The organism is Brevibacterium iodinum ATCC 49514, assembly GCF_900169265.1.
GTDB lineage: Bacteria > Actinomycetota > Actinomycetes > Actinomycetales > Brevibacteriaceae > Brevibacterium > Brevibacterium iodinum.
Genome location: NZ_FXYX01000031.1, coordinates 1 through 22,304 on the forward strand (window position 1 = coordinate 1; position 22,304 = coordinate 22,304).

The window sequence follows — 22,304 nt, forward strand, 5'->3', positions numbered from 1 at the left end:
GAAGACACCACCAAAAGGGGGTGGGTCACCGCCAGGTTGAGTCACGATCACGGGATGGAGAGGCCAACACCTACTCTGCCAGCCGGTCCCAGACCAGCCACTACCAAGACTCACAGCCGTCAGGTAGTAATCAGCGGGTTTTGGCTAGGCGGGCGACTTCTGAGACGAACCATTCGAGGGCGTAGACGGGGTCGCGTCCCCCGCCCTTGACAGCCGCATCGGCCTCGGCTGCGGCGATGAGCGACTGGCCGAGCGCCACCTCGTTCCACCGCCTCACCTCACGGCGGGCCCGATCGACCTGCCACGGAGCCATCTTCAACTCGGAGGCCAGCTCGCCGCTGGTGCCGGAGAATCCCTGCACCTTCGCCATGCCGCGCAGCTTCATCGCGACTGCCGCTACCAGCGGGACCGGGTCGGACCCCGTCGACAGGGCATGCCTGAGCAGGCTGAGTGCGTTCTTCGCGTCTCCGGCCACTGCCGCATCAGCGACCTTGAAGCCGGTGGCTTCGACCCGTCCGCCGTAGTACTGGTCGACGACCTCGGCGGTGATCGTGCCCTCGGTGTCTTCGATGAGCTGGTCGACTCCGGCATTGAGTTCGGCGAGATCGGAACCCAGCGCCGACATGAGCGCGGCCATTCCCGCTTCATCGATGCGCCGCTTCGCGGCCTTGAACCGAGTCTGCGCGAACTTCGCCCGATCGCTTTCGTTCTTCAGCACCGCCGCGTCGATGCGGGGAAAGCCGGCGGAGTCGAGTTTCTTGATGAGCTTCGCTCCCCGATTGCCGCCGGCGTGCAGCAGCACCACGACGGCGTCATCGTTCGGAGCGTCCAGATAGGCCAAGGCGTCACCCAGGAAGTCCTCCGAGCACTTTTCGACCGCATCGACGACGATGAGCTTCGAGGACGAGAACAGAGACGGTGAAGCCGCCATCGCCAACTCGCCGGCCTGGTATCCGGCAGCGTCGAATTCGATCTCTTCGGGATCCTGTTTCCGTGCGGCCGACACGATGCGGTCCTTGGCCATGCGCACGAGCACCGATTCGCCACCGGAGATCATGACGACAGGTGCCGGTTTCGCCGAGCTCCACGGGATCAGGGTCTTCTTCACTGCCATGGACCCCAGCCTATCGCGGCTGCCCGACATGACCGGCATGGCGGACCGACACCCGCCCGCTCATCCCTTGTCCTCCGGACACCTGTGCCCCGTGCTGAATCGACTCTGCGCGTAGAGCGCAACCGAACCGCAGTGATCGGTGCGCAGCACAGGCACGGGGCCGAAAGAGCGCAATGACTTCTCACTGGGATGCCCGTAGCTGTTCTCCCCCACCGAGACGATGCCGAGGCCGGGAGCCGCGACCGCGAAGAACTCGGGAGCCAGATCGGAGGAACCATGGTGCGGTGCGACGAGCACATCCACCGGACTCACCTGTTGAGCGAGCACATACTGCTCCTCGGCTCCGACGTCGCCGGGCAGGAGAGTGCTCAGACCCTCCTGTTCGACCCGCACCACCAGGGAGTCTTCGTTGCGCAGCTCCTCGTCCTCTGCCGCCGGAAGCGAGCGCAGGGGCGGCCACAGCACCTCCAGACTCGCCGCCTCGAAGCTCAGCGTCTGACCACGGTGGGTGGGAACCAGCTCGGCACCGGTGTCAGCGATCACGCGCCTGGCTTCGGGCGAGGTCGCGACGTTCGCGGAGACGAACAGCCGATCGACCGTGCGCCCCCACCTCGTGCCCGCATAGCCGGCGAAATGGTCGGCGTCGAAGTGGGAGATGAGCAGATCGAATTCCTCGATCCCGGATTCGTCGAGGCAGGTGTCGATGGGTTTCGGCTCACGCCCAGTGTCGACGACGAGACCCCGACCATCACCGAGGTTGATGATGGCAGCCGAACCCTGACCGACATCGCAGACGAGCACCAGCCAATCCGCTGCAGGCGGCTTCGCCCTCACAGTGACGATGACGGCGGCCGTGAGCAGGCAGCACAGGACGAGGATGGGCAGACCCCAGAGGCGACGACGTACGAGCATCCACGTGCCGACCACAGCGAGGCCGAGCAGACCGAGCGCCAGCAGCGTTCCGAGCGGCGGCACCGGCCAGTCCAGTGCCGCTCCCGGCAGTGCGGCGCAGACTCGGGCGGCGATGACGATCCACCAGGCCGGGAAGGACCCGGTCCACGCCAGCAGGGCAGAGGCGAAGCCGGCTCCGGGCAGCCCTGTCGTCGCGATGCCGGTGGCCACGAGGCTGAGGAAGCCCGCCACCGTCGCCGGCATGACCGCCGGTGCGGCCGCGGCGTTGGCAGCCACCGACCACAGTCCGATGCGTGGGTCGATCGCCACGAGCACCGGGGTGCACGCGAGCTGGGCGACGAAGGGCACGATGAGCGCGGTCACGAGCACCGTGGGCAGCAGCGGCAGGTGCACGGCGAGACGGCGCAGCAGGATCGGGACGACGAACATGATCGCGGCCGTGGAGACCACGGACAGGACGAACCCCACCGAGGTGGCCAACACCGGCACGAAGGCGAGCAGCAGGCTCGCGGTCGAGCACATGACCGCGACCGGGGAGATCCCGCCGCCGCGCAGGAAGACGAGTGCCGCCGCAATCGCCATGCCGGCGGCCCGGATGGCGCTGGGTTCGAACCCGACGATGAAGACGTAGCCGAGGCAGGTGAGCACTCCGATGCTCACGCGCAGCCGTGGGCCGGCTCGGCAGGCTCCGGCGAGCAGTCCGGCACCGAGGCTGACGATCGTGACGTTGCTGCCCGACACGGCCGAGACGTGGGTGAGGGAGACGACCCGCATATCGTCGATCATCCGGTCGTCCTGAGGCGAGGTGTCACCGACGACGAGTCCAGGCAGCAGCCGTCCGCCGTCGTTGCCGGCGGCGAGAGAATCGACGCGGAGTTCGGTGCGCAGCCGCTCACGCCACTGCCACAGTCCGTTCGGTTCTTCGAGCACCTGTGGTTCCGCCTCGGTCGAGCGGATATCGTCGAGGCGCTGAGTGCGCATCCGCACAGTCGCTCCGTCGGCAGCGATTTCGGGACTGAGCACGTGAGTGAATCCGGTGGGGGTGAGTAGGGTCAGTCGCGTCCAGCCGGACGCTCCGGGTTCGCTGTGGCCGACGACGAGCCCCGTGGTCTCCGCCTCATCATTCGGTCCGTGGGCGGCGGCCAGGGCGGTGACCTGGATCGTCAGCAGAAAGGTGAAGACGAGAACCCCGACACCGAGGTGGTGGTGCCGACGCAGGATCACGATCCCGAGGACTCCGAGCGCGGGAACGCCGAAGAGCACCCACGGCTCCGGTGACAGGAGAGCGCTGGCCCAGAGGCCGGCAGCACAGCAGAGGAGACGGACGGAGCCCGGCCACAGCGCCGCCCGCTCCCGCACCCAGTCAACCGCGGACGCGCACCCATGTCGCAGAGCTATCAGTCCGCGCTCCCACGCCAGCCGCCGAGACCGCCTCGTCCGCAGCCGTGAGCGCGCCGCTGCGGGGCCCGGGTCAGCCGACGGTGACAAGGTCTTTGAGGCTCTCGAAGGTCTTCGGCCCGATGCCGTTGACGAGCAGCAGATCATCGACGCTCGCGAACGGCTGCTGGGTGCGGTGGCTGATGATCGCCTCGGCTGTGACGGGTCCGACCCCGGGCAGCGTCTCCAAGGTGGTGGCATCGGCGGTGTTGAGGTCGACCTTCCCCGCCTGACCGGGTGCCCCGCCGCTCGCGGTTGCAGATGAATCCGCGGATCCCGGCGATCCGCCGCCTCCTCCCGCGCCCGCTCCCCCACTTCCATCCGAACCGGTTCCGTTCGCCCCAGCCCCGTTCGCATCGGCACCTTCGACTCCGGCTGCCGGTTCTTCGCCTTCTGTCGGGATCTGGATCTGCTCGCCGTCGGCGAGCACGCGCGCCAGATTCACCGCTTCGCCGTCGGCTCCGGCGCTCAGTCCTCCAGCGGCTTCGACTGCGTCTTGGACCCGCGCACCTGCCTTCAGCGTGACCACGGAGGGGTCGTTGACCGCCCCGGTGATATGGACGATCACCTCGCCGTTCGCATTCGCCGACTTCGCCGAGGCGGCTCCTTCCTGTCCTGCGGCTGATCCCGCCGATCCCTCACCGGCTTCTCCTGTGTCACCTCCCTCGCCGGTCGCGGCAGGCGACTGACCGGCGCCTGCGCCTTGGCCGGGATCGTCACCGCCGCCCACGGGCGAATGCTGTGGAGCGGGACGGAAGAGGAAGAAGGCGAGAACGAGGATTCCGACCGTGGCGATGCCGAGAGCTGCCAGCACGGGCAGACGCACGCGACGGGGCTCGACGGGTTCTTCCTCACCGGCGGTGTCGGCGGTATAGACGTCGCCGGGCACCCAACCGCCGCGCTCGGAACTGGCGCCCAGGAGGCCGGCGAAACGATCATCCGGAGACACAGCCATGGTCCCAGGTTAGGAAGCGCCGACACACAGCAGCCAGGGCAGAATCGTCGCCTGTGGACAGCGCCTCTGCGTCCACAGCGCAGAGGCGATCAAGTCACCCGAGCATCCCCAGGCAGGAATGTGTGAGTCAGGGTGTGGTCTGCACGGTCACACCGACCGTACCGGGGCCGACATGCGCGGTGATGATCGTCGACAGCGTCCTGAACGACGAGTCGAATCCGAGCTCGCGCAGCCGTGAGCTCAACAGCTCGGCATCCGCTGTGTCCATCGCCCCTTCGGCGTTCTGGATCTCAACGTGCACGGTGTCCTCGGGATCGGCCACCTCCGCAGCGGCCTGCGTGGCCAGGGTGACGATCTTCTCCAGGGCCTTGGTGCGAGTGCGCACCCGGGCCAGCGGAACGACGACTCCGGCGCTGAGACCGAGCACGGGGACGATCTGCAGGGCCCGGCCGAGCAAGGAGGACGCGGCGCCGATCCGGCCGCCTCGGCGCAGGTGTTCGAGGCTGCCGGGGGCGAACACGGAACGAGTCTCGGCCGCGCACCAATCGGCGATGGTTCCGGCGATCGATTCGACGTCGAGTCCCTGCCGGATCCCGGCCACGGCTACAGACAGTGCCCCGGCCAGTCCCGCCGAGGTGGTCCTCGAGTCGACGACATCGACGAGGATGTCCTCGGCTTCGGCTGCCTTGACCGCGGAATCGCGGGTGCCCGAGAGCTCCGCGGACATGGTCACGACGATGATGGCTTCGGCGCCGTTCTCGCGCAGCCCTGCATAGGCGTCGGAGAACTGAGCCGGGGTGGCCATGGACGTGGTGACCTCGACTCCGTCGGTCATCTTCGCGCACAGGTGCCCGGCATCGATCTCACCGTCGGCGAAGGCGACCCCGCCGATGAGCACGGTCAGCGGCACCACGGCGAAGAGACCGCCCGTGGCTTCGCTGAGCTCTTCGCATTCGTCAGCGGAGAGCTGCGCCGTGGAGTCGGTGACCAGCCCGATTCTCATGGACGGCCCAGGGCTCGGTAGGTCCAGCCCGCTGCCCGCCACAGGTCGGGAGTGAGCACATTGCGGCCGTCGACGAGCACTTTACCGCTCACGAGCTCGGCTGTCGCCGCCGGGTCGAGGTCGCGGTATTCGCGCCATTCCGTCAGCAGCAGCACGGCTTGCGCCCCGGTGATCGCCTCGGCGGTGTCGGCGACGTAGTCGAGTTCGGGGAACGACTTCTGCGCATTCCCGATCGCCTGCGGATCGGTGACGGTGACCAGCCCGCCCTGGGTGGCGATGAGCCTGGCCACGGCCAGGGCCGGCGAGTCGCGGACGTCGTCGCTGTCGGGCTTGAACGCGGCGCCGAGAATGGTGATCTTCTTGCCGATGAACGACCCTCCCAGGGCGTCGCGGGCGATGTCGACCATGCGCACACGACGGCGCATGTTGATCGAGTCGATCTCCTTGAGGAACGCCACCGCCTGATCGGCGCCGAGCTCTCCGGCCCTGGCCATGAAGGCGCGGATGTCCTTGGGCAGGCATCCGCCGCCGAATCCGAGCCCGGCGTTGAGGAATTTGCGGCCGATCCGGTCATCCATGCCGATCGCGTCGGCGAGCTGGGTGACATCGGCTCCCGATGCTTCGCAGAGCTCGGCCATGGCATTGATGAATGAGATCTTGGTGGCCAGGAACGAGTTCGCCGCGGTCTTGACCAGCTCGGCGGTCGCGAAGTCAGTGATCATCCGGGGCGTGTCTTCGGCGAGTATCGAGGCGTAGACCTCGTCGAGAGTCGCGGCCGCGGCCTGCCCCGGTTCACCGTCGGCGACTCCGTACACGAGACGATTCGGGTGGAGGGTGTCTTCGACGGCATGGCCCTCTCGCAGGAATTCCGGGTTCCACATCATGGCGGCGCCGGTGTCGGAGATGATTCCGGCCAGACGCTCGGCGGTGCCCACGGGAACGGTCGACTTTCCCACAACCACCGACGTCGCAGTCAGGTGCGGGTGCAGGGATTCCACGGCCGCATCGACATAGGTGACATCGGCGGCGAACTCACCGGGCTTCTGCGGAGTGCCTACACATACGAAGTGCACGGTGGCGTCGGCGGCGCGGGAGATATCGGTGGTGAATTCGAGTTTTCCGCGGTCCTGAGCCTTCACGAGGAGTTCGCTCAGTCCCGGTTCGTAGAAGGGCGGACGACCGGAGGTCAGGGCCTCGACCTTCTCCGTGTCGACATCGACTCCCGTGACCTCATGGCCCAGAGACGCCATGGCTGCCGCATGGACCGCGCCCAGATATCCGCAACCGATGACTGAAATCTTCAAACCGAGCTCTCCTGGGTATTGGCATGCGTTTTCGACCACACTATATGCCACCCGGTTGCACGATATGTGGAGGTTGAAACAGTAGGCTTGGAATTGTGAAGCGTTTCCTGGATTTCCTCACCAACTCACCGGCCGCTGTGACGTTTGCGGTGCTCACCGTGCTCGGCATCATCGCCTTCGCCATCCCCGGGCTGCACTCTGCAGCCTGGGTCATCGGGCTCGTGCTGTGCCTCGGCGTGATCGCCGCGCTGCTGATGTTCCACGGCGAATGGCGACGTGCCCAACAGCAGATCGACGCACTGCGCCAACAGCTCAGCGTCGAGCGCGGGCGGATGGACACTCTCGGACTGACCCCGGTGGAGGACAAGGTCGAGCTGCTTCCCGATGAGCGTCGCGCCCGCCGCATCCTCGAGCTCATCCCGGATTCGTCGGGCCTCGTCCAGTCCCTGCGACTCGACGCGACCTTCGCCACCGTCGCCGTCGACGAACTCGAGCCGCTCACCACCTTCTGTGCCGAGTTCAAGAAGGCCAGCTTCGACAACCCCCGTTCGCACACCGCGTTCATGAACCTCTATCGGGCAGCCGAGGGCCTGTCGATCTGGGTGAAGGAGGAGACTCAAGTCTCTCCCGATGATGCCGGCACCCGTGAGATCCGTCCCGGCGATGCCCGCAAGGACGGCTGGCGCGGTTACACCGAGGCTCAGAGCCGGGGCGAACGCCTCAGCGACGACTTCGTCTCCTCCCGATGGGAGTTCAACCAGACAGCACTCGAACTCGGACTTGTCTCAGGCAGTCCGCCGTTCAACGACTGACAACGTTCCACAGCCGACGTTCGACAAACTGTTGGGGCCCTCACATTGTGAGGGCCCCAACTGCTGTCAGTGTTCATCTGCTCGGCTCAGTGCCGGATCCACCAGGAATCGACCGGAGCCACAGGCATGCGCCGTTTGTGCTCTGAGCGACGGTATTTCTCGATGAGCGCCGAGGCGGCCGCGGGCTCGATCTCCTTCCCCTCCAGGAAGTCATCGATCTGGTCATAGGTCAGACCCAGCGACGATTCGTCCGTCTGCCCGGGTTCGTCATCGAGCAGATCCGCGGTGGGGACCTTGACGATGAGATGTTCGGGAGCGCCGAGGTGGCGCAGCAGTTCCCGTCCCTGCCGTTTGTTCAGACCTGCCAAGGGGATGACGTCGGCCGCGCCGTCGCCGAACTTCGTGAAGAACCCGGTGACCGCCTCGGCGGCGTGGTCCGTGCCGACGACGAGCGCCTTCTTCTCCCCTGCCAGCTCGAACTGCGCGATCATCCGCATCCGGGCCTTGACGTTGCCCTTGCCGAAATCGGTGATCGGCTCTCCGGTGGCCTTCTCGTACTCCTCGGCGGCCGCATCCGTGGCAGCGCCGATGTCGATCGCCAGCTCATGATCGGCGGCGATGAACGACAGAGCATCCTGGGCATCGGCCTCATCGGTCTGCACATGGTGAGGCAGGCGCACGGCCCAGAACTCGGCCTCGGCCCCGCGACGGCGCAGGTCCTCCACCGCCAGCTGGCAGAGCCTGCCTGCCAGTGTGGAGTCCTGCCCGCCGCTGATGCCGAGCACGAGACCTCTGACTCCGGTGGTGAGTACATAGTCGACGAGGAACTCGACACGGCGAGCGATCTCCGTCGCCGGATCGATCTGCGGTCGCACGCCGAGGGCGTGCCGAATCTCGTCTTGGACTCTGTCGTTCGTCATGCTCACACCAGTCGTAGTCGGGGGCGAAGCGCCGCCGTTCGGCGCCCGCACTCATGCAGTCTCCCAGATGCCGTGTTACGGCGAAGTATCGGCCGGGTCTCAGGCGTCGGGGACGATGTTGACGAGCTTGGGGGCTCGCACGATCACCTTGCGCACTCCGGCGCCGCTGAGGGCCTTGACGGCGTTCGGCGATTCGAGAGCCAGCTTCTCGAGCGCTTCTGCGGTGATGTCCGGGGCCACCTCGAGCCGTGCGCGCACCTTGCCCTTGACCTGGACCACACAGGTCACGGTCTCGGCGAGGAGGTGGTTCGGGTCCGCCTCGGGGAAGGCCGCATAGGTGACCGTCGACTCGTGCCCGAGACGTGACCACAGCTCCTCGGCCAGGTGCGGTGCGAAGGGCGCGAGCATGATCGTCAGCGGTTCGAGGACGTCCCGGGTCGCACCGCCCTGCTTGGTGGCATGGTTGGTGAGCACGATGAGCTTGGAGATCGCGGTGTTGAACCGCAGATGGTCCATATCCTCGCGCACACCGTCGATGACCTGGTGGAGGACCTTGAGCGATTCGGCGTCGGCCTCGCCGTCTGCGACCACGGACTCGCCGCTGGTCTCGTCGACGAAGAGTCGCCACACGCGCTGCAGGAACCGCTGTGCGCCGACGACGGCGCGGGTGTCCCAGGGGCGGTCCTGCTCCAGCGGGCCCATCGACATCTCATAGACGCGGAAGGTGTCGGCACCGAAGGCGTCGTACATCTCGTCGGGCATGACGGAGTTCTTCAGCGATTTGCCGATTTTTCCGTACTCCCGGTTGACCTGTTCGCCGTCATACCAGAACGTCAGCTCACCGTTCGATTCGGTTCTCTCCTCCACCTCGGCGGCGGGGACGTAGACGCCGCGGGAATCGGTATAGGCATAGGCCTGGATGTATCCCTGGTTGACCAGACGGTGGAACGGCTCGGAGGAGGAGATGTGCCCGAGGTCGAAGAGGATCTTGTGCCAGAAGCGGGCATAGAGCAGGTGGAGCACAGCGTGCTCCTGTCCGCCGACGTAGAGGTCGGCGCCGCCGCGCGGTTTCGAGGCCCGCGGTCCCAGCCAGTACTTCTCGTTGGCGGGGTCGACGAGGCGCTCGTCGTTGTGCGGGTCCGCGTAGCGCAGCTGGTACCACGAGGATCCGGCCCAGTTGGGCATCGTGTTCGTCTCACGCTGGTAGGTCTTCGGACCGTCGCCGAGGTCGAGTTCGATGCTCGTCCATTCCTGATTCCGGCTCAGCGCCGGTTCGGGACGGCTGTCGGCATCGTCGGGCGCGTAGGTCCGCGGGGCGAAGTCGTCGACTTCGGGCAGCTGGACGGGCAGCATCTCGTCGGGCAGAGCGATCGGGGTGCCGTTCTCGTCGTAGACGATCGGGAACGGTTCGCCCCAGTAGCGCTGGCGAGAGAACAGCCAGTCGCGCAGGCGGTACTGGGTGGACTCGGTGGCCAGTCCCTTTCCCGCGAGCCATTCGGTGACCTGGGCCTTCGCCGCGTCGATCTCGAGGCCGTTGATGTCGATCTCGGCATTGGCCGAGTTGATCATCACCCCGGTGCCGGTGAACGGCGCGTCCTCGTCGTGGTCGGCCGGAGGCTGCACGGTGCGGATATAGGGCAGTCCGAACGCCTTTGCGAAGTCCCAGTCACGGGCGTCTTCGGCCGGCACGGCCATGATCGCTCCGGTGCCGTATCCCATGAGCACATAGTCGGCGATGAAGATCGGAACCTGTGCCCCGGTGGCCGGGTTGAGCGCATAGGAGCCGGTGAAGATGCCGGTCTTCTCCCGGCTCTGCTGCCGGTCGGCGTCGGTCTTGGCCGCAGCGGCGCGTTGGTAGGCGGCGATCGCCTCGGCGGGGGTGGCCTCTCCACCGCGCCAGGACTCGGGGGTGGACTCATCCCATGACTCAGCGGTCAGGTCGGCGACCTGCGGGTGTTCGGGGCTGAGCACGAGGTAGGTGGCACCGAACAGGGTGTCCGGGCGGGTGGTGTAGACCTCGATGTCGGAGGCGTCGTCACCGGCGACGGGCAGGCGCAGCAGGGCGCCCTTCGACCGACCGATCCAGTTGACCTGCATGGCGTGGATCGCATGCGGCCAGTCGAGGCCGTCGAGATCATCGATGAGGCGGTCGGCGTATGCGGTGATGCGCATGTTCCACTGCCGCAGGCGGCGGGTGAAGACCGGGTAGTTGCCGCGTTCGGACAGACCTTCTGCGGTGACCTCTTCATTGGCCAGGACGGTGCCCAGTCCGGGGCACCAGTTGACGGGAGATTCGGAGACGTAGGCCAGGCGGTAGTCCTGCAGAACGTTCTCTCGCTCGGCCGGGCTCAGCTCCGACCAGGCGCGGCCGTCGGGTGTGAGGCGCGCACCGGAGGCGAACTGCTCGATGAGCGTGTCGATCGGTCGAGCTGCGCCCTTGGCTTCGCCGTCGGGGGTGGTCGCTTCCGGGTCGTACCAGGAGTTGAAGATCTGCAGGAAGATCCACTGCGTCCACCTGACGAATTCGTCTTCGGTGGTGGCGAAACGCCGGCGCACGTCATGGGCCAGACCCAGTCGACGCAGCTGTTCGGTCATGTTCGCGATGTTCGCATCCGTGGTGATGCGCGGGTGCTGACCGGTCTGGACAGCATAGAGGTCGGCGGGCAGACCGAAGGCGTCATAGGACAGCGCATGCATGACATTGTGTCCGCGCATGCGCTGGTAACGGCCGTAGACATCGGTGCCCAGATAGCCCAGCGGGTGGCCGACGTGCAGTCCCACTCCCGACGGGTAGGGGAACATGTCCATGATGTAGAGGGATTCGCGCTCACTGAGGTCGGCGGGTGGGCCGTAGGGCGACGGGGACTCCTGGGAGTCGAGCTCGCCGAGGTCTCCGGTGGGGTTCGGGGCGTGGAACGTGCCCGATTCCTCCCAAGTGCGCTGCCAAGACTTCTCGATCTTTTCGGCCAGCGCCGCGTCATAGCGGAAACCGGTCTCCTCAGGGTTCGTCGTCATTACCTTCCTTCGCAGAACAGACGTGAGCAGGTTCTGACCATCGTACTCTGAACGCCCCCTGATTCGACTTGGTTAGACTGCTCACAGGTCAGCGGACGCCGGTTATCTCGGCAAACGTGATCGATTTCACTGAGACCCGGCCGAACTGTAAGATAACCGATCAGTAACTTACGTCCTCGAAGGAGACTCATGAGCTCAACGACCATGCCGCAGTCGTCAACACCCGTCGTCGGTTTCGAGGTCGATACCGCCTCGTCGACCACCGATATCTTCCTCAGCACAGTCGCTGAGAACCCCAGCCGCCCTCTGGTCGCCAAGCCCGACGGAGACGGTTGGAACGAACTGACCGCGGCCGAATTCCTCGCAGAGGTCAAGGCGGCCGCGAAGGGGCTCATCGCCTTGGGCGTGGAAGTCGGTGACCGGATCGCGATCTTCGGCCCCACCTCCTATGAATGGACGCTCAGCGACTATGCCATCTGGTACGCCGGCGGAATCTCCGTGCCGTTCTACGACACCTCTTCGGAGAGCCAGCTCAGCTGGATGCTCACCGACGCCGATGTCACTCGCGGGCTCGTCGCATCACGCGAGCATGCCGATCGGGTGCGGGCAGCGGCCGAGACCGCCGGACGGCAAGAACCGGCCCTGCGGGTCTGGGACCAAGGCGCTTTCGCCGATCTCGCCGAAGCCGGCAAGGCCGTCGCCGATGAAGAGCTCGAAGCCGCTCGCTCGCAGGTCGGCTCCGATTCCGTGGCGACGATCATCTACACTTCCGGCACCACCGGAAAGCCCAAGGGCTGTGTACTCACCCACGCGAACTTCGTGCAGACCGCCCAGGCCGCTCGTCACCAGATCCCCAGCGTTTTCGACACGAATATGCGCTGCCTGCTGTTCCTGCCGCAGGCTCACGTCTTCGCCCGGTTCATCGAGGTCCTGACCATCAGCAACGGTGCACTGCTGGCCCACCAGTCGGATCTGACGAAGCTCACCGACGCCATGGGCAGCTTCCGTCCCTCGTTCATCCTCGGTGTGCCCCGTGTCTTCGAGAAGGTCTTCAACTCCGCGCTGGCGAACGCTCAGGCAGGCGGCAAGGAGAAGATCTTCCGCCGTGCCGAGCAGGTCGCAGTCGCCTATTCGAAGGCACTCGACACCGGCAAGGTGCCGACCGTCCTCAAGCTCCAGCATGCCTTGTTCGACAAGCTCGTCTATTCGAAGCTGCGCGCGGTCATGGGCGACAACGTCACTCATGCGGTCTCCGGCGGCGGTGCGCTCGGCGCTCATCTCGGACACTTCTTCCGTGGACTCGGCATCATCGTTCTCGAAGGCTACGGACTCACTGAGACCACGGCACCGATCACCGTCAATATTCCGGAGAAGTCGAAGATCGGAACTGTCGGCGTTCCGCTGCCGGGCGCCTCGGTGGCGATCGCTCCCGACGGTGAGATCTTGGCCAAGGGCGCGCCGGTCTTCCGCGAGTACTGGAACAACCCCGAGGCCACAGCCAAGGAGTTCCACGACGGCTGGTTCGGCACCGGTGACCTCGGCTCACTCGATGACGACGGCTACCTCACGATCAACGGCCGCAAGAAGGAGATCATCGTGACTTCCAGCGGCAAGAACGTCGCCCCGGCTCCGCTCGAGGATGTGCTGCGTCGCCACCCGATCATCGGTCAGCCGGTGCTCGTCGGCGAGAACCGGAAGTTCGTCTCGGCGCTGATCTTCCTCGATTCGGAGATGCTGCCCGGATGGCTGAAGAACCATGATCTGCCGCCGATGGATCTGCGCGAAGCTGCCGAGGACGATGCGATCCAGGCCGAAGTGGCCAAGGCCGTCGAACAGATGAACAAGACAGTCTCGCGCGCCGAAGGGGTCAAGAAGTTCACAATCCTGCCGATCGAGCTCACGGAGGAGAACGGCTACCTCTCCGCGAAGCAGTCGGTCAAGCGTCACCTCATCAACAAGGACTTCGCGGCCGATATCGACGCGCTCTACGCCGGCTGACACACAGCCGCTGCCGGCTGGGACACAGTCGCTGAACTCAGCCTGCGGGGTACGGCCCGGGCACGGACTCGAACGGTCCGTCCCGGGCCGTCGTCGTCCCACCTCGGTGGCGGTGGGCGGACTCTTCCCAATCGGGAGGGCACGGCAACGGTGACGTCGTCCCGCTTCGGCGAGAGCTTGCCTCAGGGCCGTAAGCTGAGGACAGAAGTCGAACTCATCGATCTCATTGGAGGCAGCGTCATGTCCGAGACCACCGATCACACACCCAGCTACGTGACCGAAGGGGCGGAATTCAACCGCGATACGAACTACATCGACGATCGCATCCTCAACGATCCCAACGCTCAATGGCCCGTCGAACCGGGTCGGTATCGCCTCGTCGCCGCCCGTGCCTGCCCGTGGGCGAACCGGACGATCATCGTCCGTCGCCTCCTCGGACTCGAGGACGTCATCTCCCTCGGCATGCCCGGTCCCACCCATGATGCGCGGTCGTGGACCTTCGACCTCGACCCGGGCGGGGTGGATCCGGTGCTCGGCATAGAACGGCTGCAGCAGGCGTTCTTCGCCCGTTACCCGGACTATCCGCGCGGAATCACTGTGCCGGCCGTCGTCGACGTGCCCACCGGCGTCGTCGTCACCAACGACTTCCCTCAGATCACGGAGGACTTCTCCACCCAGTGGACCGAATACCACCGTGAGGGTGCCCCGATTCTCTGGCCCGAGGAATCACGGGCGGAGATGGAGAACGTGATGCGCCATATCTACACGGAGATCAACAACGGTGTCTACCGCTGCGGTTTCGCCGGATCCCAGGATGCCTACGAAGCGGCCTTCGACCGCCTATTCCACGCACTCGATATCGTCGAGGATCGGCTCAGCCGGTCACGGTTCCTCATGGGTGAGACCATCACCGAGGCGGATGTGCGACTGTTCACGACTCTCGTGCGCTTCGATCCCGTCTACTTCGGCCATTTCAAGTGCAACCGCCAGCCCCTCACTGCGTCCGAGAACCTGTGGGGCTACGCCCGGGACCTGTACCAGACGCCGGGCTTCGGCGACACGGTGGACTTCGTGCAGATCAAACAGCACTACTACATCGTCCACCAGGATGTGAACCCGGCGCAGATCGTGCCCAAGGGCCCCGACCTCTCCGGTTGGCTCAGCGATCACGGTCGCGACCGGAAGTTCGGCGGATCCCCCTTCGGCGACGGCAGCGCTCCCGGACCGGTCAAGCCCGGCGAAGAGGTCGCACCAGCGCATACGGCAGCGGCCTGGGTGAGCTGAGCCGAGGTCTCACCTCAGACCTCGAATTCTCCGGGCTCGATATGATCGTCTTCGGTCGTGTCGAGCCCGGCGGCTTTCTTCCGCCGCTGTTTGCGGATCTTGAACACGATCCACACGAAGACGAAGACGACGACGGCGACGATGACGACGTTCTGGAAGTAGCCAGCGTAGGTCTCGACGACCGACCAGTTCTCACCGAGGGTGAAGCCTGCGACGATGAGGATCGTGTTCCAGATCGCACTGCCGGCCGTGGTCAGCAGCAGGAACTTGGTCAGGCGCATGTCCCGCATTCCGGCGGGAATGGAGATGAGCGACCGGAAGATCGGGATCATCCGACCGAAGAACACGGCCTTGTCCCCGTGCTTGTCGAACCAGTCGACGGTCTTATGCACGTCATCGACGTCGACCAACGGCATCTTCACCGCGATCCGGGCGATGCGTTCGATGCCGATCCACTTGCCCAGCGCCCACAGCAGAACCGCGCCGACGACCGAACCGATAGTGGCGAAGACGATGGCGGCCACAATGTTCATCTGGCCTTGGCTGGAGGTGAATCCGGCCAGAGGCAGGACGAGCTCACTCGGGATGGGCGGGAAGATGTTGTCGAGGAAGACCATGAAGCCGACACCGGTCGGCCCCAGGGTCTCCATGATCGTCACGGTCCAGGCCGGGAACCCGCTGAGATTGTCCGCCGCACTGCCGCCCGACGCGAGCACATCGGCAGTGACTCCCCCGGCAGGCAGGGCCGCGAGGCCGCCGGCGGCAACGGGTGCGAAATCGGCAGCCGGAGCGAACGAATCGGTGATCGGCATGGTCAAAAGTCTAGATAAGGGCGCGGCCTGCCGCTCACAGTACGCTCACAGCGGCTAGTGTGGAAACGAACACCTCAGACCGGAATACGAACGCACCTTGCGGATACGCATCGAAGGAGCACACACGTGGCACCTGCCAAAGTACTGGCCTCGCGCAACACCGTCGCTGAGGTCGGCCACAATGCCGTCAACCGACCCGGACCCGCCCACCTCAAGCGCGCAGTCCAGCGTTTCGGACAGCGTCTGGGCAATCAGTTCGGTGCCGCGATCACCTACTTCCTCGTTCTCGCGGTCATGCCCATCGCCATGGTCAGCCTTGCGAGCATCGGCTTCGTCCTCGACGTCGCACGCCCCGAGCTCCTTCCCGAGGTCACGAAGCAGATCGAGACCTTCACCGCCGGCAACTCGTCGCTGACCGAGCAGCTCGAGAGCTTCCTCCTCGACTGGCAGGGAGTGGGAATCATCGGTATTCTCACCGGTCTCTACACGGGTCAGGGATTCATCGGCAACCTCGGTGCCGCGGTGCGGGCACAGCTGCACGACGACTTCGACGATGCGGTGCCGGAGAAGTCCTTCGTCAGCAAGGTCATCAACAACGTGGTCACCCTCATCGGCCTCATCATCGGCCTCCTGCTGGCCGTGGCGCTCACGGTCATCGGCACCGGTCTGCGCTCGGTGATCGCCGACTTCCTCGGGCTCGACGGAATCGCGGGCAGCCTGCTGTTCATCGTTCCAGTCATCCTCACGTTCGGTGCCGCCTGGCTGGTCTTCTGGTTCTTGTTCACGATGCTGCCGGAGAAACCGGTGGGCAAACGGGCGAAGAACCGCGGCTCGCTCATCGGCGCGACAGCGTTCCTCATCCTCATCAACTTCTCCACGGTGCTCGTCAATCTCTTCTCCGGGAACAAGGCCGCAGGTGTGTTCGGGTCGATCATCGCGATCATGCTCACGCTCAACGTCTTCGCCCGCATCATCCTGTTCATCGCCGCGTGGATCGGCACGGCGAAACCACCGCGGCCGCGTGAAGAAGAGCAGGAGTATCGGTTCGTCGAACCGAAGGTGCAGGCGCAGAGCCTCGGCGCGCTCATCACCGGTGCGGGAATCGTGGCGCTGACCCTGCTGGGCTTCAAACGGTTCGAGGAACGCCGGTCCGATCGCGAATAGGCGAGACGGTAGACTGTTGGCGCATCCGTTATAACTGACCGAGGGGACACGACCTTTGACTGACGCTACGACTGCCCGCCTGGACGATTGGGCGAAGAAGCAGACCGCCGCCGAAGAACTCATTCCGCTAGTCGGACGCCTGTACCGTGAGAACGACGTTCTGCTGACCCTGTTCGGGCGGTCGCTGCTGAACAAGTCGGTGACCGGCATGATCAAGGCGCACCGCTACGCTCGCCACTTCCTCGGCGAAGAGCTCGACATCCAGATCACCCACCGCATCGTCAAGGCGCTGTCCGGTCTCAACCTGGCTCCGGCCCGCATCGATCTGGGCCGCCTCATCGAGAAGCTCGATGATCCCAACGGCGATGTCGACGCCTTCCTTGCAGCAGAGCTCGCCGAGGTCGTCGAGTCGCAGTCCGGCAAGGGCGAGGTCCGCGACGTCGTCCTCTACGGCTTCGGTCGCATCGGTCGCCTGCTCGCCCGCATCCTCATCGATCGCGCCGGCGGCACCGGTATGCGTCTGCGTGCGATCGTCGTGCGCCGCAATGGGGAGAACGACATCGTCAAACGCGCCTCCCTGCTGCGCCGCGATTCGGTGCACGGTGCGTTCGACGGCAGCATCGTCGTCGACGAAGAGAACAACACCATCCAGGCCAACGGCACTCTCATCCAGGTCATCTACTCGAATGACCCCTCAGAGGTCGACTACACCGCATACGGAATCAACGACGCCATCATCGTCGACAACACCGGAAAGTGGCGCGACGAAGAGGGCCTGTCCAAGCACCTCGCGTGCCCTGGCGCGTCGAAGGTCCTGCTCACGGCTCCCGGCAAAGGCGATGTGAAGAACATCGTCTTCGGAGTCAACGACGACGCGATCCTCGACTCGGACACCATCGTCTCGGCCGCTTCGTGCACGACGAACGCGATCACCCCGGTGCTCAAGGCCATCAACGACAAGTTCGGTGTCCGCAACGGCCACGTCGAGACGGTCCACTCGTTCACGAACGACCAGAACCTCATCGACAACTTCCACAAGGGCTCCCGCCGCGGCCGTGCGGCCGGCCTCAACATGGTCCTCACCGAGACCGGTGCCGCCAAGGCCGTCGCCAAGGCTCTGCCGGAGCTGGCCGGGAAGCTCTCGGGCAATGCGATTCGCGTACCCACCCCGAACGTGTCCATGGCGATCCTCAACCTCAACCTGGACAACGCCACCACCGTCGACGAGCTCAACACGTTCCTCCGCGAAGTGTCGATGCATTCGCCGCTGCGCAACCAGGTCGACTACGTCACCTCTCCCGAGCTCGTGTCCACCGACCTCGTCGGCTCCAAGCGGGCCGGTGTCGTCGACGGTCTGGCCACGATCGTCGATGAGGACCGCGTCGTCGTCTACGTCTGGTACGACAACGAATTCGGCTACTCCTGCCAGGTCGTGCGCTGCGTGGCCAAGATGGCCGATGTCGACGTCCCGGCATTTCCCTGATATCGACGAGGCGGCCCGCCGAAACTCTCGGATGAGCGCTCGGTGACCGGCTGAGACAGGCGCCCGGAGTCTCACGACTCCGGGCGCCTTCGTCATTCACCGGCAGAGTCACGCCTTTCACCTCCCGCGGCCGCAAGTGCTGCACTTCGGGCCGCGCCATCTCTCACCGGTACTGCCGCGCCCTACACCTCCCGCCGAAACCTCTCGGGGATGACAAAACCTCCCGCAGGAACGAGAGGTGCTGCCGGCAACGACGTGTTTTGCCTACTTCGCGGCGTCGGACTCCATGGCCTCATGCAGCCAGATCGGGGTGAAGGTGGCGAACCGCTCCGCCAGATCGTCATCGCTGTCGAGGATGACGGCGAGTCGGTCATCGGCATTCGCCAGCTCATTCGCCCAGATGGGACCCAAGCAGGCCAACAGCAGGCAGGCGATGACGACGGCGCCGGCCAGGATCGGAGTCTCGGCCCACAGCAGCATGCCGAACAGGATCCCGACGATGGCGAAGCCGACCGCGACGGCGAGTCCGGCGTTCCGCGTCCGCGGCGCCTTGGCACGAGCCGGTCGCGACGCAGCGATCGAGTCGAGCACGTCGCGGTTGATCCGCGTCCAGGCGATGATCGCGCCCAGCGCGCAGACGATGCCGATCATGATGAGGCTGAACGCCGAGAACAGCAGCACCGCATCGATGTGATCGCCTTGGGCTTGGAGCGCGGCCCCGAGTCCGGCGACGAGCATCGCCAGGGCGAGCACCAGCATGCTGAGCAGTCGGGCACGGCGCACGGCGATGAGTTCAGCGATCACCCTGGCCAAAAAGACCCGCTGTGCCGCGGGATCGTCGGCCTGGCTCACCGCACGTACCCGAGCTTCTTGTCCACGGTGTGCGGGAACTGCTCCCCGGCCAGATACTGCTCGAACAGGGCGTGGAACTGCTCGGCCAGTCGCATTCTCCACCCGTCGGTATCACCGCTCATATGCGGGGTGATGATGACATTGTCCATCGACCACAGAGGATGGCCGGCGGGCAGCGGCTCTTCGTCGAAGACGTCGAGTCCGGCCCCGCCGATCTGCCCGTCGCGCAGTGCGGTGACGAGTGCGTCGGTGTCGACGGTGTCTCCGCGTCCGACATTGATGAACACGGCTGTGTCGTCCATGGCGGCGAACGCCTCGGCGCCGATGAGCCTCTCGGTCTTCTCCGTCAGCGGTGCGATGTCGATGACCCAGTCGAATCCGGCCACGTGCTCGGGCAGAGTGGCGGAGTCGATGACCTCACCGAAGTCGGCGTCGCCGCTGCGGGCGCGCGATCCGGCTCCGGTGACGTCGATGTCGACGGCTTTCAGCCGGCGTGCGATGCCCCGGCCGATCGCTCCGGTGCCGACGATGAGAGCCTTGGTGCCGGCAATATCGCGCGTCGACCGGCGGTTCCACTTCTTCGCGGCTTGATCGGACAGCGAGCCGATCGAGCTCTTCGCGTGCATGAGGATGTAGCTGAGGACGAACTCGGCGATCGGGCGGTCGAAGATCCCGCGGGCATTCGTCACGGTGACTGGTGATTCGACGAGCTCGTCGAAGAGGAGCGAGTCCACGCCGGCTGCGGCGGCATGGACCCACCCGAGTCTGTCGGCGCTGCCATAGGCATCCTTGAGCGCGGTGGAGAAGAAATCCCACATCAGCAGCACATCGGTGCCGGGCAGCGCCTGGGACAGGGTCGACGCCTCGGCGATGCGCAGTTCGATCCCGTCCCGCTCCCCCCAGATCAGTGATCAGTGCGGGGATCTCGGTCCCGGGTGAGTTGAGTATGGTCAGTACCGTCATTCCTCGGCTCCTTGGACAGTGGGCTTTCTGCCACACTAACCGATGAAGTCTCTGCCGGGGTGGAAACCGGCGCGGACAAGACACCCGCGCGCTCGGCTTCGACATCGAGGCTCTCGCGCTTCGCCGGTTCGCTCTTCAGGGTCTGTGCCAGCGGAGTGTTCGGCAGGAAGCAGAGGAAGACGAAGCCGAGGACGGCCAGCGGAGCCACCCACAGGAACAGGGGCACGAGGGCGTCGTTGTAGGAGGTGATGATGAGCGAATGCATTCGCTCCGGCAGCTTCGACACGATCTCCGGGGTCAGCCCCGTCGAGGAGACCTTAGGCATGTGCCCGTGTGGGGCCGCCTTCGCGATCTCTGTGATTCCGGACTTGACGTTGTCCATGAGCCGCTGGGTGAACACGGATCCGATGAAGGCCATGCCGAGGGTGGCACCGACCTGACGGAAGTAGTTGTTCGACGCGGTCGCGGTGCCGACCATGGACACCGGGAAGGCGTTCTGGACGACGAGGACGAGTGTCTGCATGCTCAGGCCCAGTCCGAGTCCGAGCAGCGCCAGGCAGCCGATGGTCTCCCAGGCCGAGCTCTCGGCCTTCAGCTGGGAGAGCAGAACGAGCGAGGCGGCCATGATGAGGATGCCGGTCAGCGGGTACTTCTTGTACTTGCCGGTGCGGGAGACGATGAAACCGACGAGCGTCGAGGACACGAGCATGGTGCCCATCATCGGCACCATCATCAGACCGGCGACGGTGGCGTCGATTCCGTGGACCATCTGCAGGTAGGTCGGCATATAGGAGAGCACACCGAACATGCCGATGCCGACGAAGAGGCCGGCGATCGTGCACAGCAGGAAGTCGCGGTTGGTGAACAGGTGCATCGGGATGACCGGTTCGCTGACCTTGAGTTCGACGAAGACGAAGGCGACTGCGGCGATGATTCCGGTGACGATGAGCCCGTTGATCTGCCAGGACCCCCATTCGTAGTCGTGTCCGCCCCAGGCGGAGGTGAGCACGATGCAGGAGGTGACGATCGAGATGAGCGCCATACCGATGACATCGATCTTCGGACGAGGGCCGGCTCCCTTGGTGTGCCTGGGCACTTTGAGGAACACGGCGGCGGCGATGAGGGCGATGATGCCCAACGGGAAGTTGATGGCGAAAGCCCAGCGCCAGCCGGGTCCTTCGGTCAGCCAGCCGCCGATCAGCGGTGCGGCCACGGACGACACGGCGAAGGCCGAGCCCATGATGCCCATGTATTTGCCGCGTTCGCGGGCGGGGACGACGGAGGCGATGATCGACTGCGAGAGGATCATCATTCCGCCGCCGCCGATGCCGTGGAGCACTCGACCGAAGATCAGCGTCGACATCTCATTCGCGATGAGGGCGAAGACCGAGCCGAGCAGGAAGCAGCAGATCGCGAAGATGAACAGCGGCTTCCGCCCGAACAGGTCGCCGACCTTGCCGTAGACGGGCATCATGATCGTCGAAGCGAGCATGAATGCGGTGGAGACCCACAGCATCCGGTCGACGCCGTCGAGTTCGCCGACGATGGTCGGCAGCGCGGTCGCCAGCACCGTCTGGTTGAGCGAGAACATGAACATCGCGATCATCAGGCCCACGAAGAGCAGAATGATCGCCGAGGTGGCCATCGGCTCTGTCTGTGCGTCGGGTCCCGCGGGGGCGGAGCTCTTCGAGGTGGTTGCCGTCATCGCCTTCTCATCGGTTTCGTGGTTGCTTCTGATCACAGCTTTCGTCATGGCAGTCGGTCCAGGACCTTGCGGAACAGGTTCAGGGAGTCTTCGAAGATCGCTTGGGTGCCGCCTCTGTCCTCGACCGCCTCCGGATCGGCCTTGATCACCTGTCCCGCATGGTTGAGCGGGACCCGGCAGAGTTGGGTGAGCATGCGCGCGCTGCGCCAGGCGGAGTCCTCTGAGGAGAACTCCTGGCCGAGGTGGCGCAGCCGGTCGAGCACGTGACCGGTGACGATCTCTTCGAGTTCTTCTGCCCGGTCGAAGCTCTTGCTCACGAGTTCCGGGTAGAGGGCGAAGAGGCGGCGTCGCCGCGCCGGAAGTTTCGGGCTCATCGTAATTGAGAGTGTAGAACCGGTCTGAAGCCACCGGACTCGAGCAGACACCTCGCGATGTAATGCGTGAGGTTGCGGAATCCCAGCGCGGACCCGCGTAGATGCTCGAGTCTGCCGTTGATCGCTTCAGTGGGACCGTTCGACGTTCCCGGTCGGGTGAAGAACGCGAGCACATCAGCAGCTCGACGCTTCAACGT

Annotated in this window: 18 protein-coding genes; 5 read left to right on the plus strand and 13 right to left on the minus strand. The window is 65.3% G+C overall.

Annotated features, from left to right (window positions below; translation table 11 throughout):
* Positions 1–130: 130 nt before the first annotated feature.
* From holA to BI49514_RS15005, 5 genes are all read right to left on the minus strand, one after another.
* Positions 131–1,114, minus strand: a complete 984-nt coding sequence (holA, locus tag BI49514_RS14985) for a DNA polymerase III subunit delta (RefSeq protein WP_101547276.1) — start codon at positions 1,112–1,114, stop codon at positions 131–133.
* Positions 1,115–1,174: 60 nt separating this feature from the next.
* Positions 1,175–3,289: a ComEC/Rec2 family competence protein gene (locus BI49514_RS14990; protein WP_257904138.1), complete on the minus strand. Its 2,115-nt coding sequence runs from the start codon at positions 3,287–3,289 to the stop codon at positions 1,175–1,177.
* Between the two features lie 208 nt (positions 3,290–3,497).
* Positions 3,498–4,418, minus strand: coding sequence for a ComEA family DNA-binding protein (locus BI49514_RS14995; protein ID WP_101547267.1), 921 nt, complete (start codon positions 4,416–4,418; stop codon positions 3,498–3,500).
* Positions 4,419–4,545: 127 nt separating this feature from the next.
* A complete protein-coding gene (locus BI49514_RS15000; protein WP_101547268.1) occupies positions 4,546–5,421 on the minus strand; it encodes a DegV family protein in 876 nt (291 codons plus the stop codon).
* Positions 5,418–6,725: a UDP-glucose dehydrogenase family protein gene (locus BI49514_RS15005; protein ID WP_101547269.1), complete on the minus strand. Its 1,308-nt coding sequence runs from the start codon at positions 6,723–6,725 to the stop codon at positions 5,418–5,420. The genes BI49514_RS15000 and BI49514_RS15005 overlap by 4 nt, the downstream gene beginning before the upstream one ends.
* A gap of 95 nt (positions 6,726–6,820) precedes the next feature.
* Between BI49514_RS15005 and BI49514_RS15010 the strand changes: the two genes are divergently transcribed.
* Positions 6,821–7,537, plus strand: a complete 717-nt coding sequence (locus BI49514_RS15010) for a hypothetical protein (RefSeq protein ID WP_244195116.1) — start codon at positions 6,821–6,823, stop codon at positions 7,535–7,537.
* A gap of 86 nt (positions 7,538–7,623) precedes the next feature.
* Here BI49514_RS15010 and nadE read toward each other — a convergent pair whose 3' ends face one another.
* Both nadE and leuS read right to left on the minus strand, forming a co-directional pair.
* The gene (nadE, locus tag BI49514_RS15015) at positions 7,624–8,457 is read right to left on the minus strand and encodes an ammonia-dependent NAD(+) synthetase (RefSeq protein WP_101547270.1); all 834 of its coding nucleotides are present in this window, start codon (positions 8,455–8,457) and stop codon (positions 7,624–7,626) included.
* A gap of 99 nt (positions 8,458–8,556) precedes the next feature.
* Positions 8,557–11,472 carry a leucine--tRNA ligase gene (leuS, locus tag BI49514_RS15020; protein ID WP_101547271.1) on the minus strand — a complete coding sequence of 972 codons (2,916 nt, stop codon included), beginning with the start codon at positions 11,470–11,472 and terminating at the stop codon, positions 8,557–8,559.
* 189 nt (positions 11,473–11,661) lie between these two features.
* Here leuS and BI49514_RS15025 point away from each other — a divergent pair, with 189 nt between their 5' ends.
* Positions 11,662–13,470 (plus strand): AMP-dependent synthetase/ligase, encoded by a 1,809-nt coding sequence (locus BI49514_RS15025; RefSeq protein ID WP_101547272.1) that lies wholly within the window; start codon positions 11,662–11,664, stop codon positions 13,468–13,470.
* 240 nt (positions 13,471–13,710) lie between these two features.
* Positions 13,711–14,754: a glutathione S-transferase C-terminal domain-containing protein gene (locus BI49514_RS15030; RefSeq protein WP_101547278.1), complete on the plus strand. Its 1,044-nt coding sequence runs from the start codon at positions 13,711–13,713 to the stop codon at positions 14,752–14,754.
* A gap of 14 nt (positions 14,755–14,768) precedes the next feature.
* On the opposite strand, the gene BI49514_RS15035 is transcribed toward BI49514_RS15030, so the two are convergent.
* Entirely contained in the window at positions 14,769–15,566 is a 798-nt protein-coding gene (locus BI49514_RS15035; protein ID WP_338063783.1) for a DedA family protein, read from the minus strand.
* Positions 15,567–15,692: 126 nt separating this feature from the next.
* Between BI49514_RS15035 and BI49514_RS15040 the strand changes: the two genes are divergently transcribed.
* Together BI49514_RS15040 and BI49514_RS15045 are read left to right on the plus strand one after the other, a co-directional pair.
* A complete protein-coding gene (locus BI49514_RS15040; protein WP_101547273.1) occupies positions 15,693–16,730 on the plus strand; it encodes a YhjD/YihY/BrkB family envelope integrity protein in 1,038 nt (345 codons plus the stop codon).
* A gap of 55 nt (positions 16,731–16,785) precedes the next feature.
* Positions 16,786–18,213: a glyceraldehyde-3-phosphate dehydrogenase gene (locus BI49514_RS15045; protein WP_101547274.1), complete on the plus strand. Its 1,428-nt coding sequence runs from the start codon at positions 16,786–16,788 to the stop codon at positions 18,211–18,213.
* Positions 18,214–18,477: 264 nt separating this feature from the next.
* Here the strand turns inward: BI49514_RS15045 and BI49514_RS15050 are convergent, their stop codons facing one another.
* The 5 genes from BI49514_RS15050 to BI49514_RS15070 form a co-directional block, all read right to left on the minus strand.
* Positions 18,478–19,065: a hypothetical protein gene (locus tag BI49514_RS15050; RefSeq protein ID WP_101547275.1), complete on the minus strand. Its 588-nt coding sequence runs from the start codon at positions 19,063–19,065 to the stop codon at positions 18,478–18,480.
* Positions 19,062–19,883, minus strand: coding sequence for a D-2-hydroxyacid dehydrogenase (locus BI49514_RS15055; protein WP_257904139.1), 822 nt, complete (start codon positions 19,881–19,883; stop codon positions 19,062–19,064). The genes BI49514_RS15050 and BI49514_RS15055 overlap by 4 nt, the downstream gene beginning before the upstream one ends.
* Before the next feature lie 86 nt (positions 19,884–19,969).
* Positions 19,970–21,733, minus strand: coding sequence for an MDR family MFS transporter (locus BI49514_RS15060; RefSeq protein WP_101547280.1), 1,764 nt, complete (start codon positions 21,731–21,733; stop codon positions 19,970–19,972).
* A 44-nt stretch (positions 21,734–21,777) separates the two neighbouring features.
* Positions 21,778–22,107: a hypothetical protein gene (locus tag BI49514_RS15065; RefSeq protein ID WP_180954393.1), complete on the minus strand. Its 330-nt coding sequence runs from the start codon at positions 22,105–22,107 to the stop codon at positions 21,778–21,780.
* Positions 22,104–22,304: transposase (locus tag BI49514_RS15070; RefSeq protein ID WP_145996179.1), on the minus strand; the 201-nt coding region annotated here is incomplete at its 5' end. The genes BI49514_RS15065 and BI49514_RS15070, both read right to left, overlap by 4 nt.